Raw genomic sequence first — 15,003 nt, forward strand, 5'->3', positions numbered from 1 at the left:
GCAGATTCGGCTAGCACCGACCGAACTCCTTGCCCTTCAGGACGTCGCTGGCACTTGGTACTCGCTCTTCCAAGCCCCAGAAATCAATCTTGAATTCCACACGCCGACTCTCGGCTTTGTCCTTCTTGATGGAGTTGAACGAGTAGCCTCCGACCAAAAACAGTTCCTGGACCTTGCGCAGTTGCTCTGGCGTCAGCGCCTCTGAAGCGCCGCTGCCCTGGAATAGGGAGCAGACGACACTTCGGCTGCGGTCCAGACTCAGCTGCAGGTTGTAGAGGTAGGTGCCGTCCTCATCGGTGAACCCTTCAACTACGACGCTGCGAATCCATCGCTGCCCTTCCGGGGTGTCTTTGGCCCGAAGGAGCACAGGGATATAGCTGCGCAGGAACTGCCCTGCTGTCGCACTGATGATGTAGCTGCCACTGTCGAACCGAACTTTCTTGCCGAGGTCGATGCGGTAGTTCTGCTGGTCAACACCAACTCCCGCGCTCTTCGGGTCCTTCGCAATCAGGGACATGATGCGGTTGATAGCAGCGCTGCGCTCTATGGTTGCGCGCGTTGCTGCGTCGATGCTCTGCGTGACCGACACCAACGTCACCGCCATCACGACCAGGAACAGCACCATCAGCGCCGACATCAGGTCCGAGAAGGAAATCCAAAATGGACTTTCCCCCTCGTGCTTGGCGCCTCGCTTGAGAACGAGTCGGGCAAGCACGTCAGGCCCTCTTCATGCGTTGAACAGCGTTTGCGAGTTCCTGCACTACGCCGTTGAGGTGACCGGTGCCTTGGGCAAGATGGCGGTCGGTCTCGGCGATAGTCGACTTGACTTGACTCACCAGGGAGTTTCCAAAGTCGCTGAAGGCCTTCACCAAAGCAGCGTTGACCTGGTCCAGATGCGAGCGCGCCTCCGCCTCAGACTGCCGCATGGTCTCGGCACTGGATTTGATGCTGTCGACCAACTCCTGCGACACGCCCGCTTCCCTCTTGACGGACTCGATGAGTCCCATGAGCGCAGCGACTTGCGTGTCCACCGTCCTACGCGTGGAGTCATATTGCTCGAACCCACGCTGAACTGCAGTCGACGCCGCCTGCAGCGACGCCGCAGTTGTTGCCAGTGTGTCCGCAACCTTTGTTGAACGGTCGAAAGCGCCGGTCACTGCAACACCTGCGGTCTCAAATCGCTGGGCGGCTGACCCCATGGTCAGCGCGCCCTGGTTCATGCCGTCGATGGCACGCAGCGATACGTCGCCTAGAGCGTCGATGTTGCGTTGAGTCTTTGCGACCTGGTCCGAGACCGCGCCAAGCAAAGACTCGACCTGCGTGGTCAGGCCCCCGACAAGCTGGTTCGTCTGTGTAGCCAACTTATCATTCCGGGTTCCCTCTTCTGCTGCAGACGCCTTTCGCACGTTCTCAAGCCCTTCCATAGCCATGGACACCTCGCCGAGGACCTTCATCACCGCCTCATCCATGGCGTGCTTGGACTTGTTCTGCTCTTCGGTCACCAGGCGACGGAAATCCTGCACGAACTCGCGCATCTGGTCCGTTAGCAGTTGCTGGTTGTCCGCAGCCTTCTTCATAGCGTCCTCGAGCGTCCCACTCATTTGCGAGGCAGCCTGCTCATTGGTTCGCTGAATATCACCGAGGAGCCCTTGCAGAGACGACTGAACGGCCGCCATCGAATCCATCGACCGCTGCATTTGCTCGTTGATGCCACGCATCTGGCCGCCAAAGGTATCCTCCAACTTGGCCATGAATCCGGTCAGCAGCGTCTCAAGCATGGAGTTCACCTGCTCGCCATTGCCACGTGACGTGACCTCCATGGCTTCCCCAACGCGTTTCATCGGTTCGGCGATAGCCGTCGAGATGGACTCGCCGATGTGCTTGCCCAAGGCAAGCGACGAAGCTTCTTGCGCCGCGATTTGCCGGTCGACCAAGTTGGTCATCATCTTGTGGAGGTCCTCCACAAGCGCGTCTTTGAGTTGCGCGGTGCTCGCCGCGTTTTGCTCCGAGGACTTGACCAGCCGCGCCAGGTACTCCTCACCTGCGCCAGTCGCGTACAGGCTGTCTACGGCATGGGTCAAGTGCTCGACCAACCGATATAGATAGGCCAGGGCGAGCCGGCTGATGAAGACCACCAGCATGGCACACGCGATAGCGGCGCCCGAAGCCAGAAATGCGTGCTGCACCCCCACCAGCAGCGGACCAAGCCCATTGACCGTGTTCTGGATTTTCTCCGGGTCGACCTTGAATTTCTCCAGCCCTTCCAGCAGGCCAGCGAACGTACCGATGATGCCAAGTCCCGTCAGGACGCCAGGAAGGTGGCGAGTGAACTCATCGAAAAGACGACCATCAACCAGAACTTCTCTGGTGAACATTGACTCTGCCGGGACTGTTGCTCGGAACTCGGTTTGGACAGTTGCCCCTGAAGCGGCCTTGCGCAATTCATGCAGCGTGTCAGCGTACTCTTCCCATAGGTGCTTGAGGGGCTCCCATCGAAATGCGCGGCCGACGTCTTTGGGGTCTGGAGCGACTCCCGACTTGCGAAAGCCGCGCACCTCCTTGAGGACGAACCGTATTTGCCACCAGACCTGGGTTCCCTTGATGGCATAGCCAACAAGAAATACGAAAGTCAGAACCGCAACAAGTAGGAAGACATAGAGCGGAAGCCCATGGAGAGCTTGAAGCGAAGGATGGACCGCGCCCAATGCCTTTGAGAATTCATTCACTTTTCTGTCCTCCCTGCCTAGCGCCCTTCATTGAGGGACTGGCAGTTTTATCGTCGATGTCGTTGCGCAAGCAAAACTCTTCGACCAAAACTTCGAGCATGTTCGTGAGACTTCGCCGCTCATGCTCGGCCGCAGCAGCGAGTAGCCTCTTGGTCCTGGGAGTTACCCTGAAGGAAATTCCGACGGTTTTCTCGGCTTGCATGTTTCAATGTATTGCGTTGCGCAACACACTTTACATATGTCCAAGTTTTCAAGCTAGGGCGAGCAGGGTCCTACCACTTGAAATGCGGGCTCCGGGGTCAACGGAATCAACTTGAGCATTGGCGCGCGCCATCAAAATCGCCGAAGCATCGGAACTCATTGAACCGGGGAAACCCAGGTGTCGTGTCCATCCAATCATCGCTATCCCAGCCTCCTCTGGCCGGCTGGCGCCGCCAACACCAACGGCATCCCGATCAGATGCCCGCGCCGCTTGCTGCGCATGATCTTTCTTGGCTCGCTATTGGCTGGGTTCCTTCTCGTACTTCATTCAGCAGCCTATGCGGAGACGCTCGTAGGCGAAGTCGTCGGCCTTGTCGATGGTGACACCGTCGCCGTACTCGCCACGAACAAGGTGATCCACAAGATTCGGATTGCGGGCATCGACGCTCCCGAGAAGCCGCAGCCGTTCGCAGGCCAATCGCGGCAACGGTTAGCCGATCTGGTCTTCCGCAAGCAAGTGATAGTCGACTGGCATAAGACCGACCGGTATGGCCGCATCATCGGCAAAGTTTCCGTCGGCGATGTCGACGCAGGGCTTGAGCAGATTCGAGCTGGCATGGCCTGGCACTACAAACAGTACGCTCACGAGCAGTCACCCGAGGACCGCGACATCTACTCCGCAGCCGAAGATTTGGCTCGGCAGAATCGGATCGGACTATGGCGACATGAGGAGCCCGTTGCACCATGGAAATTTCGTCGCGCGGCTGCGCGGACGGATCGTGACCGGTGAGCTTGGCCGCCCGGATCAAGCTCATGATTGCCGCAGCTCGCTGCCTACGCAGCTACCTTACACCATCGACGATTTGCTAAGTTGAAGCCCTGCCACCTGCTGCTCCGGAACTGTTGCGGTACCTCGGCGGGCGGCCGCATGAGCACTGCACAGGAACAAAGCGAACAAAGGCGGCGAGCCCTCATCGCCCCCCCGGGAAAGCTCTGGCTATAACCATAAAATCATTGTGGAAATTCCGGTTCGGCGGAGATGCCTCGATTTACAGAGCATGGGAGGGCATCGGGGTGCTACGACGAGAAGGAAATCATGATTCCAGCAGCAGTAGATGAAGCAGACGTCGACATCGACGCAGACGACGCGGAAAGCCTGAAAAGCTACCAGCGGCTGCCTGAGCACGAGCTCTGGTTGGCCAAGGTGTTCAAGATGGATGGCGACCAGCTGCTCGCTGCGCTTGCCATCAAAAAGCACACCCAAGCAGGCTACCTTCCATCGGAAGTGCTCGTGACATTGGCTCGCAACGGCTATGGCGGTAGCGCGCGAGTGCGTAATGCCATCGCAATCGCCCTAAACGAGCGCCTGGTTATCGGGTTCAAGGGCTACCTGAACCGCCACCTCAAATGGTTCAAGGTGGTGACGCGCAGCAGCGAGGCGCAGGTGGAGGGCGTGGCGTACGTACGCGAACGCATCTTCCGGAGTCGCGCTGAGGTGAGCTTTGCTGAGGCCCGGTTCGGAATGTTCGTCGGCATGCGGCTGTTGGACTGGTTCAAGTCGCAAACGGCGCTGAAGAACAAGGCGCCGTCGGTGGACGGTGAGCTGGCACCAAAGGACGAGGACGGAAACCAGCTCTCGTTGGCTGACCAGGTGCCCGATGAGGTTGGGCTCACCCCCGAGGCCGCCCTGCAGCAGAAGCAACTCTTCGCAAGCTGCCGCAGTGCCGTTCTCTCGCTGCCGGACAAGCAGCGAACTGCAGTGCTCCTTTGCTTTCATCAGAACATGACGCACAAGGAAGCCGGCAAGGTGATGGGCCTGGGCGAGAGCTCAGTGCAAAAGTATGTGATGGCGGCGCTGAACGCGCTGCGAAATGGAGACTGGCATGACTGACATGACGCGCTCGGCCAGCAGTGAAGCTTCGGACCTGATTGAAGCCTTCCTTGCGGCCAACCCACTCCCCTCCTCGGAGCAGTGGAAGGCGTTCACCCTTGCGAATCCGGAGCATGCGGCGCAGATCGCCGATACCGCGCTGATGCTGACGCTCGATGACGCTGACTTTGATGCCGAGGAATTGGATGTCGAACTGTTCAACGCCACTCGTAGCGCGATGCTCAACGCCGTCCACCTGAGTAGTGTCCCGGTCGCGGCGGCCAAGACCGCGCTGAAGGTATGTCGGGGGCCAATTGCACGCCGATATGCGCGAGACATTGGACTGGGTGAGCGTGTCGACCTATTCAACCAGATGCTTGCCGGAGAACTCTCCGCCCCGTACGTGCTCGTGAAGCGCCTCGCTAAGACCTTGCAGGTGCGCATGACGGCCCTGGCGGAGGTGTTCGCCTTGAACTTCCAGAACCAGCCGGTTCAGTCCTACAAGGCGGATGGCAAACCGAATGCTCTTCGGCAGCCCGTGAGCTGGGAGCAAGCGGTCAGGGATGCTGGGATCACCGGGGAGGAGGCCGCTCGCCTGCTCCACCTGGAGAAAGAGATGGACTGAGGTGAATCCTTTTCTGCGTGCGCGTGAAGAGGCGTTGAAGCTTCGAGAAGAGCTGGTGGGCAAGCAGGCGGGGTCGCCGGTTTCCTCGAAAGACCTGCTGTCCCGGGTCGAAGAGGTCATCGGCGAGCTTGGCATTCAACCAGTGCCAAAGGCCAGCGGAGTTCTGCGGGGCGCCAAGGCGACGCTTAGGCGCAATGAAGGATTCATCTACTACCGCGACGACTACGACTGGCCCAAGCAGGCGTATCTCATTGCCCATGAGTTGGGGCACTTCAAGCTCGATCCGGATGTCGATGAAGACGACCTCCATCGCGACGCTGAGGAGTTCGTGCCGGCGTCACCCACGGCGGCACACGTCGAAGCCTACGGGGCAAGAGAACGCGACGAGCTGCAGAAGAACGTCTTCGGCAGAGAGTTGCTGTTGCCCCGCCAGGTTGCTCGTGCGATGTTCTTTGCGGGCCAAGGCCCCCGAGCTATCGCGAAGGACCTGGGCATTCCGCTGGAGGTTGCCCGGCAACAGGTGCTGGATGCGGTGCTGCTGCCACCCTACGTGCCTCTGCCTCCAGGGCCACTTCCAAAGCCAAGCGCGGACCAGTTAAAGGCCATTTACGCGACGGAGAAACACGTCCATGTAGTGGCCGGCCCAGGAACCGGCAAGACGACTACGCTTGTACATCGGGTCAAGAAACTCATCGAGGAGGACAACGTCGATCCACGCAAGATTCTGGTCCTCACGTTCACAAACAAAGCCGCGGCGGAGCTGGTCGACAGGCTGCAGCGGGCCGGGGTCAGAGGCGCGTCCGAGATTTGGGCAGGCACCTTCCATGCCTTCGGACTGGAGTTCCTACGCAAGTATTTCCAGCACTTCAATGTGTCGCAGGACGTCGCTGTCGCGGACAAGATTACCCAGCTGACGCTCACAGCTCGGGCACTGGCGAACGCGCATCTAGAGTTCTACAAGCGCACCGACGACCCCTACGAATGGCTGCCACCGGTCCTCGAGACCGCGCTGCGCGTCAAGGAAGAGCTAGTTCCCATCGACGAGTACCTCGCAGCCGCGTTGGAAACGACGGATGACGACATAGAACGGGCTCGCTTCCGCGACGTAGCGACCGTCGCACGGACCTACGAGGACGCACTTCAAGAGCGAGGCGTTGTGGACTTCGTCGACCTGGTGGCCATGCCAGCGCAGGCCATAGCAACGGACCGAGCGAAATTCACTGATGTCGCTGACCGCTACGAGCATGTGCTGGTGGATGAGTTTCAGGACCTGACTTCCGCCATGCTTGCGATGACCGCAGAGCTGTCCAGGAATGCTCAATCCCTTTGGGTGGTGGGAGATGTCCGCCAAGCGATCTATCACTGGCGCGGAGCATCCTTGGATGCCCTGTTGGGTTTCGAACGGCGCTTCGCACGCGCGAAGCGGTACGACCTCGTTGAGAACCGACGCAGCGTGCAGGAGGTGATCGACCTCACCGCATTCGCCGGTGAGGTGCACCCCCTACAGGACGAGTTTCCGCTGACCGAAGCCAAGTGCAAACGAGGTCCCAGCGGGCGCCCACCGGTCATCTACCGGTCTACGGCTCGGCCTGCAATGTGGACCGCGTTGGCGAACAACATCCGGCAGGAGCTCAAAGACGGAATTGCGCTGCGGAACCAGGTGGTACTAGCCCGCAAGGGTGCTGTCGTTGCCGCAGCCGCCAAGGAGCTGAAGGAAGCGGGCATCCCAGTGGTGTACGTTGGCGAGTTGATGGAGCGTCAGGAGGTGAAGGACCTGCTGGCGTTTATTCAGCTGGTCGTCGAACGAAGCCCGCGGGCCTTGCTACGCATCGGCGAGCTCGTCGAGCCAAAGATGGGCACAGCGGACATCATGGCGACCCTTCAGGCCGTTGCCGATGACTCTTCGCTTCACCGAGCGGAGTGGGTCAATTCAAGCGAGGTTCCGTTGTCGCGGGGCGGGCACGCAAGCAGACGCGCTCTCGCTAAATTGATGCGTGGCTTCTCCTGGTCTTCAAGTCCCTGGGACTTCTTGTGCGAGCTGCTACTTGAGCGACGATTCCTCCTTGCAGACCTCGACGACCATTCAATTGATGGGCACCTTCGGAGATTGGCTCAGTGGCAGTTCGCCTACATGGCCCGCGTGGGCGATGGCGACAGGAAGCGAACGACGCTGTTCCGATTGCTCCACCGCGTCCGACTGCGTCAGCAAGTCCGCGACATCTACGTGGACCGCGAGCTGCCGCCTGAGACGAACGGACTGGAAGGCGTCAGAGTCCTGACCGTCCACGGCAGCAAAGGCCTTGAGTTCCAGGCGGTGCATCTCGCGTGTGTCAATGGCCGCGACTTTGCTGGCGACGATGAAGAGAACCCGCTGTTGCCGCCCGAAGCTATCCGCAGCACCGTGGAACAGCACCAGTTCGAAGCGGAGGTGGAGAAACACAACCTGCTGTACGTCGCCGTCTCACGCGCGAAGGATGCAATCTCCATCTACGAAAACAGCAAGGAGTTCCCCTTTGACCATGTAGTGGCGCTTGAGGAGGCAGTGGGAAGTGGGGTCTTGATCGAGCAAGATGGGCCCATCGGGAAAAGCGCAACGTCCTCTGCTACCAAGCCGACAAGCGGCACTGCGCCGGCCTACGTTGCACATGACCAACTCATGGCCTATGACCGCTGCCCACGTCAGTATCTCTATCGGTTTGGCTTCGAGCTGGGCCAAGAGCTGTCGCCAAATCCGGCGCTGCAGGCTCGTGCGCTGGTACGGCGAACATTGAAGGAGCTCGCCGAAGCCAATCAGTACGACAGGCTTGCGGAGACTTTTGCTCGGGCCTGGGCGCAGGCGCGCCTTCCGGACGCGAGTGCCGACCCCCAGCTTTGGTCACAAGCCTGGGCGTCAGCCGTGAGCGGTTCAACCTACCTATCGGGGCTCCAAGGAAAGTTCCTTCAGGCTTCAGCGGACGTTCGAAGCCTTGAGGTTGGACTGCCATGGGGCGTGGTGATCCGCGCACCTGGCGGATGGCACCTGCATTGCGTTGACTTCTACAGCGCATCGAAAACCACGCTCGAACGGCATGACAAGTTCCTCGGCCAGCTGATGCACCTCACCCCCATTGGGGGCAAAGTAGTCGCAGCGTCATTGCTTGATCTAAGTCGAGGTACTTCGCGGGACGTTACGCCTATCTACGTGGCGGATAGGTCGCTGCTCTCGACGCGCTCGCAGGGGCTCGCGAGCGGCGACTTCAATCCCAGCGGAGGCCGCTATCCGTGCGCGCGTTGCGCGTACTCGTATGTCTGCCCGTCCCTGCCATCCACCTGAGGTTTTCGAGGTCAGAGCAATTCGGGTTTGGGAGAGATGCGTCGATTGAGTAGGTGAGGGCCACATGTTGCATGGCCCGCTGAAAGAAGACCATGACCCAAGTTTTCCTGCAGTCCGAACTGCTCTCCGACGTCGAGGTTCTCGAACTCCACGAGGGTGCCACAAAGCATGACCTGCGCCAGGCTTGCCTGGCACGCATGCCCTCCAGCGAGCACCACGAGGCGCTCATCCTCTTCATCGAGGACGATGACGACGAGGGCGCTATCGACAAGCTCGAGGCCATCGTCGACGGCCTGCGTCTGCACCTGCACCGGCTCAAGGCCATCACGGTCAACGTTCGCTACGCCGGCCGTGAGGCGCACCGAACCTTCCGTCCCAACGCCACCATCTCTCGCGTCAAGCGCTGGGCGACGGATGAGTTCGGCATCGTTGCCTCCGACGCAGCGGAGCTCATGCTCCAGATCGCCGGCACCGACATCCGCCCGGACCCGGATGTGCACCTCGGTAGCCTGGTCAAGGCGCCACAGCAATCGGTCAGCTTCGACCTCGTGCCTGCTCCTCGCGTCAACGGCTAAGAGGACGCCATGAACCAGGAACTCCAAGCGCTGGAGGCGCACCTCGCTCAGGGCCGCTTCAAGGCGGGGGCCAGTCGCGGAAGGTGGCGACTGGTCACTCTCGCCTGGCCGTTCGCCTTCATTGAGGTTTTCGACCGCGACGGGCGGCCCACCTGCATCCGATTCGATTGCAGCGGCTACCCGGCGCGACCGCCTCAAGGAACACCCTGGGACCGCAGTTCGCAGCAGCAGCTCCCTGGAAACCTCTGGCCGCGCGGCGGCCGCGTGTCCCAGGTCTTCAACCCTGGCTGGAAGGGCGGCGCTGCGCTCTACATCCCCTGTGATCGTGAGTCCATCGTGGGTCACGACAACTGGTATTCCGAGTTGCCGCACCTCATCTGGAATCCCGCGCGCGGGCTTGTCCAGTACGTCGAAGCAATCCACGAGGTTCTGCAGAGCAATGAACTCCAACCGGCTTGAAGTATCGAGGGGGACGTGGCTCGACCTGATGGCGGACCTCCGCCAACGCGGGGGTGGAAGGAGAGAGTCGGGGGCGTTCTTGCTCGGACAGGTGCAGGGAAATACCCGGCATGTGCACTCTTGGGTGCCGTACGACGACCTCGACCCGGAAGCCTTGACGAAGGGCTACGTGAGGTTGGGAACAGCAGCCTTCACGAGGTTGTGGGCCGTGTGCGCGGCCCGCCAGCAGATGGTGGTTGCAGATGTGCATACCCACCCGCGAGGGCCGTATCAAAGCCTGTCTGACCGGACGAACCCGATGGTTTCCCAGGCCGGGCACATGGCGTTGATCGTGCCGCGCTACGCGCAGGGCAAGGTGACTCCCCGCTCCGTCAGCGTCAATGTTTACCTGGGCGCGAAGAGTTGGGCCAGCTACCTGGACCTCGAGGCCGAGACACGCATTCACTTGGTTTAAAGGGGATACCTTCATGCATGCAGATTCGTTCCATCGGTTGATGAAGATGCTCGTCGACAGCGGTGAGGTGGCGACTATCGACGAGGCAATCATTACTTTCGCTGGCTACGGCGTGTGCCTGACGCTGGGCGAAGACGTCGCGCAAGACAGCGGGCTTCAGATCATGGCGCTGACCGTTATTAACACCGCTGCGAGGAGCTTTCAGGGCAACGTCCACATCGTCGGCGACCTTAGTTTGACGCTGAACGTGCCTGGCTTTGAAGGCTCCTCTTTGGCCTCATTCGTCGGATGGGCAGGGGTGAACTCCACCTGCATACCTACAGAGGCTTGGCCGGAGATTCGAGTGGGTCGTTGTTCGGACCCGACCAGTCGCACGTCCCTGGAGCCGTGGGCAGCAGGGTGGCGCTTCGGCATCGGCCCGGCTCCCGCATCAAGGCACGCAGTCTTTGCACCGGCCTGCGTCGCGGCCGCGTCACTCGCTGTGAGTGAGGCCTTCTCCCTGCTCCGTAGAGACAACCCGTATGCGGGGCGCCGCCCTCTGTCGATGTCCCTCTGGTCGATGAAAGCCGATGCTGCGCAACCTACTGGAGACGTTGGCAGTGCGGTTAGTGGCGACCTATGGGTCGTCGGACTCGGTCACCTTGGACAGGCCTACTGCTGGACATTGGGCATGATGAAGCGCAGCAGCTTCACGCGACTGGTTTTGCAGGACATTGACGTCATCACGCAGTCGACCCTGACCACCTCGGTGCTGTCGAGCCCGGGCGACATCGGAAGCAAGAAGACCAGAACCGTGGCCTCCTGGATGGAGGCGCGTGGTTTCGATACGCGAATCGTTGAACGGCGGTTTGACGCAAACACCCGCCTTGCGCCCGGCGAGCCAACAACTGCGCTCTTCGGCGTGGACAACCCTAGCGCACGTCGAGTCTGTGAGGGCGCCGGCTTCTCACTGGTCTTGGACGCTGGGCTAGGCTCGGGGCACCGAGACTTCAGGGCATTACGGGTGCGGGGATTCCCGGGCACATCATCGGCCTCGCGAATCTGGGCACGCGATGACCTCGGAGCTTCGACGCAACTCGCGCCTGCATACCGTGCGCTCCTGCAGTCCGGCCGCGACCCTTGCGGCGTCACGACCTTGGCAACGAGGTCCGTTGGGGCTCCTTTTGTGGGGTGCTATGCCGCAGCTGTCCTCCTCGCCGAGTGGATTCGCCGTCAGGCTGGCCTCGCTGCACATAGCGTCATTGACGTGACCCTCCGGGCCCCAGATCGGCTCGAGGCTGCCTGAGTGAGGCTTGTTGAATGAATTCCAGTTTGGCGTCAGGAAGCCGCGGGAACCTGAGATGCCCGGCGCACCCACAACCCCCAACTGGGCGAGACGCGACAGTGGGCGCGCAAGAGTAGTCCACCGCCCGCGTGCTTGGACATTGCAACCATGCTGGCGACCCCAGGGCATTGCCGCTTCATCGCCAGTCCCTTCGATCTACGGCTAGGGCAAGCAGCACGTCTTGTACTTGCGTCCGCTACCGCAGTGGCATGGGTCCTTTAGCCCGATCTTCATTCGCCCTACCTCTCTCACGTATTCGGGGAGGGTAGCGATGCCGGAAAATGCAACCACCACAACAAAATCCAGGGAGAGAAGATGGCCAATACTTGCATCGTTTGCGGCCAGGCTGCTGGCTCGGGGGAGCATGTCTTCCCGGCGGCGCTCGGCGGGCGGCGGACCAACAAGAATATCTATTGCACGACCCACGATAACGGCTATTCCAGCCTAGTCGCGGACTTGGCGAACCAAGTAGATGTTCTCAATGCCATGCTCGGCGTTGTCCCGGACCATTCGGACGACGTCAAAAGCGTGCTTGCGCGCGACGACAGTTCGGGTGAGGAGGTGAGGCTCTCGGTAAAGGAGAGTTCGTTCACATCACCGCGCGTCATCTCCCAAGAACTCGTCGCCAATGGCGTGGTTATGAACATGTCCTTTCCGAGCCGGCAGGCGCTGAACCAATGGCTCGCCGAGCAGAAGGCCAATGGGATCGACGTGACGCCGCTGCAGAAGGCCCAGGAGCACCCTTACTACCTCGGGGCTGTCCACCACCAGCGGCGCTTTGGCGGTCCATGTGGCCTCGGCGCGGTGGCGTATGTGACGCAGACCTTCTTGGCCCAAGCGTTTCCCGCCCTCGCGCGCTCTGGCGACGTGGCGCAGTTCATCGCATACACGCAGGCCATCGCCAAGCTCGCCCAAATTTCGAGCGGATGCGGCGAGCCTAATGATGGCCCGGCCAATCCAAGGTTGGAAACTGCGCGACAGGCATTTGAGGCCGCGCTCGCGCCATGGGGTGGGCAGGCGCCCGTGTGGTGGGACTTCGACATTCAGCCGGATGCGGCCCCCAATGCCTTCGAGTTCGGCCACCGCGTGACGGTGGGCGTTGATGCGTCGGATGGGCAAATCTTTGGCCGCCTTTCGCTGTTCTCGTCGATCCACTTCGGCATGCGGTTTGGGACGGCGAGCGCGGGCGCCGAGACTAAGACCGTTACGGTGGACATCGACCCAATGGCGGCCCGTCCTCCCAACGACATCAAGAAGGTCGAGAGCGCCTCGGCCATCGCCCGAGTGGCGGTCCCCAAGCAGCCCACGGCGGGTCTGGCCGCCGCGATTTCTAATGGGAGCCAAGACGGCGTGTTCTCGGAGTTGCTACGCAAGATCGAGGCTCGTTCGTTGGGCAAGGCCGCAGCCAAGATGCATGCCGAACTCGCCGCCTATTCGACGCTGGCTGAGTTTGAGGGCGAGCAACTCATCAGCCGCGTGCTCGAGGGACAAGCGCAGCGCGTGTTGAACATCGCCAAGTGGGTGCTTCAAAATTTCAAGGCGACGCTCCCGGCTGAGGTGCTCCCTGGGCTGCAGCCAACGATTGATGCGATGACTGCCCACGATCCGAGTTCAACCAACGGGCTCACGCCCATGGCGAGCGCGACGCTGGCACTAGCCATCGGCGCGCTGGCCGCTCAGCTGCGCGAAGACATCAAGGCTGGCCGCCTCGACGAGCACCGCATTGCCGAGTTAATGGGAGAGGGGCCTGGCGCCGCAGTCGTAGGACGAGCTGTTCTGGCTCCGATTGTGCAGGCGCTGTCGCAGTGAACCGCACCTTGAAACATGTCAGCGTGTTTCAACTCTCCGGCGACGGTCAGCGCCGACCGCGTAGTTCCTCTCGCTGACGAAGGAGGGCGTCACCTGTGACGAACTCGACTAGGGCATGGAGCGCGTGACCGTTGGCGCAAAGGGGAGGTCCGGCTGATGACGAGGCCGAGCCACATGGGACGCCAATTTCGTCGCCGCGGGCTCAGGTTCGACCGCTGTGCCGATGGAAACCGGGGTCGACCAGGCGCGTGCAAGATTGCTAAGAGGCGGCCGATGACCGCCAACATGGGCACAACCGAGCCGGGCAGCTATCGTATTCGTACCGTACCTGTACCAGCCGCTCTGAGCGTTTCCGTCCGGGGGCCGAAAATTCCCTTCATCTGCTTCGCCGAGCGCCAACTACTCGCCCAGACTCGCGGCGATTTTCTCTGCCAAATTGAATCCCAGGAGCAATGCCGCTCTGGTGCTCACGTCCGCACGTCCGGCGTTCACGTAGCTGTACGCAGCGCGCATTGCGGTTAGCAACTCGCGGCCGGCCTGTGCAACCTCCTGCTCGCCTCGATCCATCGCGACTACGAGGCGCAGGACCTCGATAAGACGATCCGCCTCGCTCAGTTGCGCTCGAAGCTGACGCTGCCAAGGCTTGGACGTCGGCAAGGAAGTCAGGACGGCTCGCACGAGCGCGTCCAAGTCGCCGATAGCCTTCGCTACGAACCGAAGGTCAAGCGCTTCAGGCGTATGGGTCTGGGCATTCATATGGAGGCCCGCCGAGTCCGGCTTGAAACCGAGTTCCATGTAGTCGTTGTAATAGTACCGGAGTCACAAATCAAACGTGAAATCCGGAATGAATCCAACTTGCTCACCCTTTGCGCGATAGCCCAGACTATTTGAAACAACACGACACCGCCCTGCCTGATAGATATTGGGACAATGAAGATGGCCGTGAGCCCAAACATCGACGTAAGGGAATAAATGGTCTAGGGAATTGCAAAATCCAGCTGTACCCGGTGTAATTCCATAGCGCGGATCAGCGCTACGAAGGCTCGGGGCGAAATGTGAAACAACTAGGGTCTTTCCTTCAAATGGCTCAGCCAATGCGGTGGTAAGCCATTTTTGACAGGTCAATCCGAGCTCTCGTATGTCAGCCGCCAACAGCTGAGCTCCCCCAGCAAGGGTTGAGTTCTTCCGCAGATAGAAATTGGCCGCTCGAAATGCCTTCTCTCTAATGGCAATCGCCTTCTCATTATCCACTGGGCCCTTAAGCGTTGCGGTAAGTGCGTCGAAATCGCTCCAGAGCGTAGTTCCCAGTATTCTGATTCCGCTTAAGACAATGCTACTTCGCTCTAAGAACGTAATGCCTAAAGATTCACAAACATCAGCCAGACGAGAATGAGTTTCAAGGAAGTCAAGCTGATCGTATTCGTGGTTGCCAGGCACAAACAGAACATGATCCCATGGGCCGGACGATGGGGAAAAGCGAGAAAGACCAAAATCTCTAGCGGCGAGCAAAGACCCCGACTGGTAAGAGCCTATGTCCCCGGCGAGAATCAAAACTTCGGCGCCCTTAGCTGGCCGACATTGGAACAAAGGATCACGTTCCAAGTGCAGGTCTGAAATCAACTGGAATCGCATCCTCAGTCCGTATCT

General features: G+C 60.4%; 14 protein-coding genes. 9 read left to right on the forward strand and 5 right to left on the reverse strand.

Annotated features, from left to right (window positions below):
• Positions 1-10 precede the first annotated feature (10 nt).
• Both ABDJ40_RS01780 and zorA read right to left on the reverse strand, forming a co-directional pair.
• Positions 11-715, reverse strand: coding sequence for an OmpA family protein (locus ABDJ40_RS01780; RefSeq protein ID WP_347605329.1), 705 nt, complete (start codon positions 713-715; stop codon positions 11-13).
• Position 716: 1 nt separating this feature from the next.
• A complete protein-coding gene (gene zorA / locus ABDJ40_RS01785) occupies positions 717-2,726 on the reverse strand; it encodes an anti-phage ZorAB system protein ZorA (RefSeq protein ID WP_347605332.1) in 2,010 nt (669 codons plus the stop codon).
• Between the two features lie 481 nt (positions 2,727-3,207).
• Between zorA and ABDJ40_RS01790 the strand changes: the two genes are divergently transcribed.
• The 8 genes from ABDJ40_RS01790 to ABDJ40_RS01825 all read left to right on the forward strand — a co-directional run bounded on the left by ABDJ40_RS01790 (position 3,208) and on the right by ABDJ40_RS01825 (position 11,508).
• Positions 3,208-3,717 carry a thermonuclease family protein gene (locus tag ABDJ40_RS01790; protein WP_347607334.1) on the forward strand — a complete coding sequence of 170 codons (510 nt, stop codon included), beginning with the start codon at positions 3,208-3,210 and terminating at the stop codon, positions 3,715-3,717.
• Between the two features lie 306 nt (positions 3,718-4,023).
• Positions 4,024-4,818 carry an RNA polymerase sigma factor gene (locus tag ABDJ40_RS01795; protein WP_347605335.1) on the forward strand — a complete coding sequence of 265 codons (795 nt, stop codon included), beginning with the start codon at positions 4,024-4,026 and terminating at the stop codon, positions 4,816-4,818.
• The gene (locus ABDJ40_RS01800; protein ID WP_347605338.1) at positions 4,811-5,422 is read left to right on the forward strand and encodes a hypothetical protein; all 612 of its coding nucleotides are present in this window, start codon (positions 4,811-4,813) and stop codon (positions 5,420-5,422) included. Before ABDJ40_RS01795 ends, ABDJ40_RS01800 begins: the two co-directional genes overlap by 8 nt.
• 1 nt (position 5,423) lies before the next feature.
• Entirely contained in the window at positions 5,424-8,735 is a 3,312-nt protein-coding gene (locus tag ABDJ40_RS01805) for a UvrD-helicase domain-containing protein (protein ID WP_347605341.1), read from the forward strand.
• Positions 8,736-8,827: 92 nt separating this feature from the next.
• Positions 8,828-9,310 (forward strand): hypothetical protein, encoded by a 483-nt coding sequence (locus ABDJ40_RS01810; RefSeq protein ID WP_271007439.1) that lies wholly within the window; start codon positions 8,828-8,830, stop codon positions 9,308-9,310.
• Between the two features lie 9 nt (positions 9,311-9,319).
• On the forward strand, positions 9,320-9,769 hold the full coding sequence (locus tag ABDJ40_RS01815; protein WP_347605345.1) for a DUF7665 family protein: 450 nt from the start codon (positions 9,320-9,322) through the stop codon (positions 9,767-9,769).
• A gap of 124 nt (positions 9,770-9,893) precedes the next feature.
• Complete coding sequence (locus ABDJ40_RS01820; RefSeq protein ID WP_347605348.1) at positions 9,894-10,223, forward strand: hypothetical protein; 330 nt, start codon at positions 9,894-9,896, stop codon at positions 10,221-10,223.
• A 40-nt stretch (positions 10,224-10,263) separates the two neighbouring features.
• Positions 10,264-11,508 (forward strand): hypothetical protein, encoded by a 1,245-nt coding sequence (locus ABDJ40_RS01825; RefSeq protein WP_347605351.1) that lies wholly within the window; start codon positions 10,264-10,266, stop codon positions 11,506-11,508.
• Between the two features lie 201 nt (positions 11,509-11,709).
• Here the strand turns inward: ABDJ40_RS01825 and ABDJ40_RS24725 are convergent, their stop codons facing one another.
• Positions 11,710-11,913 carry an SEC-C metal-binding domain-containing protein gene (locus ABDJ40_RS24725; RefSeq protein ID WP_430765601.1) on the reverse strand — a complete coding sequence of 68 codons (204 nt, stop codon included), beginning with the start codon at positions 11,911-11,913 and terminating at the stop codon, positions 11,710-11,712.
• On the opposite strand from ABDJ40_RS24725, the gene ABDJ40_RS01830 reads away from it, so the two are divergent.
• Complete coding sequence (locus ABDJ40_RS01830) at positions 11,863-13,356, forward strand: hypothetical protein (protein ID WP_347605354.1); 1,494 nt, start codon at positions 11,863-11,865, stop codon at positions 13,354-13,356. The two genes, ABDJ40_RS24725 and ABDJ40_RS01830, sit on opposite strands and share 51 nt — an antisense overlap.
• A gap of 399 nt (positions 13,357-13,755) precedes the next feature.
• On the opposite strand, the gene ABDJ40_RS01835 is transcribed toward ABDJ40_RS01830, so the two are convergent.
• Together ABDJ40_RS01835 and ABDJ40_RS01840 are read right to left on the reverse strand one after the other, a co-directional pair.
• Positions 13,756-14,151: a hypothetical protein gene (locus ABDJ40_RS01835; RefSeq protein WP_347605357.1), complete on the reverse strand. Its 396-nt coding sequence runs from the start codon at positions 14,149-14,151 to the stop codon at positions 13,756-13,758.
• Positions 14,152-14,175: 24 nt separating this feature from the next.
• Positions 14,176-14,988, reverse strand: coding sequence for a metallophosphoesterase (locus tag ABDJ40_RS01840; protein WP_347605360.1), 813 nt, complete (start codon positions 14,986-14,988; stop codon positions 14,176-14,178).
• Positions 14,989-15,003: the final 15 nt, after the last annotated feature.

It is taken from the genome of Roseateles flavus (genome assembly GCF_039872765.1).
GTDB lineage: Bacteria > Pseudomonadota > Gammaproteobacteria > Burkholderiales > Burkholderiaceae_C > Roseateles_B > Roseateles_B flavus.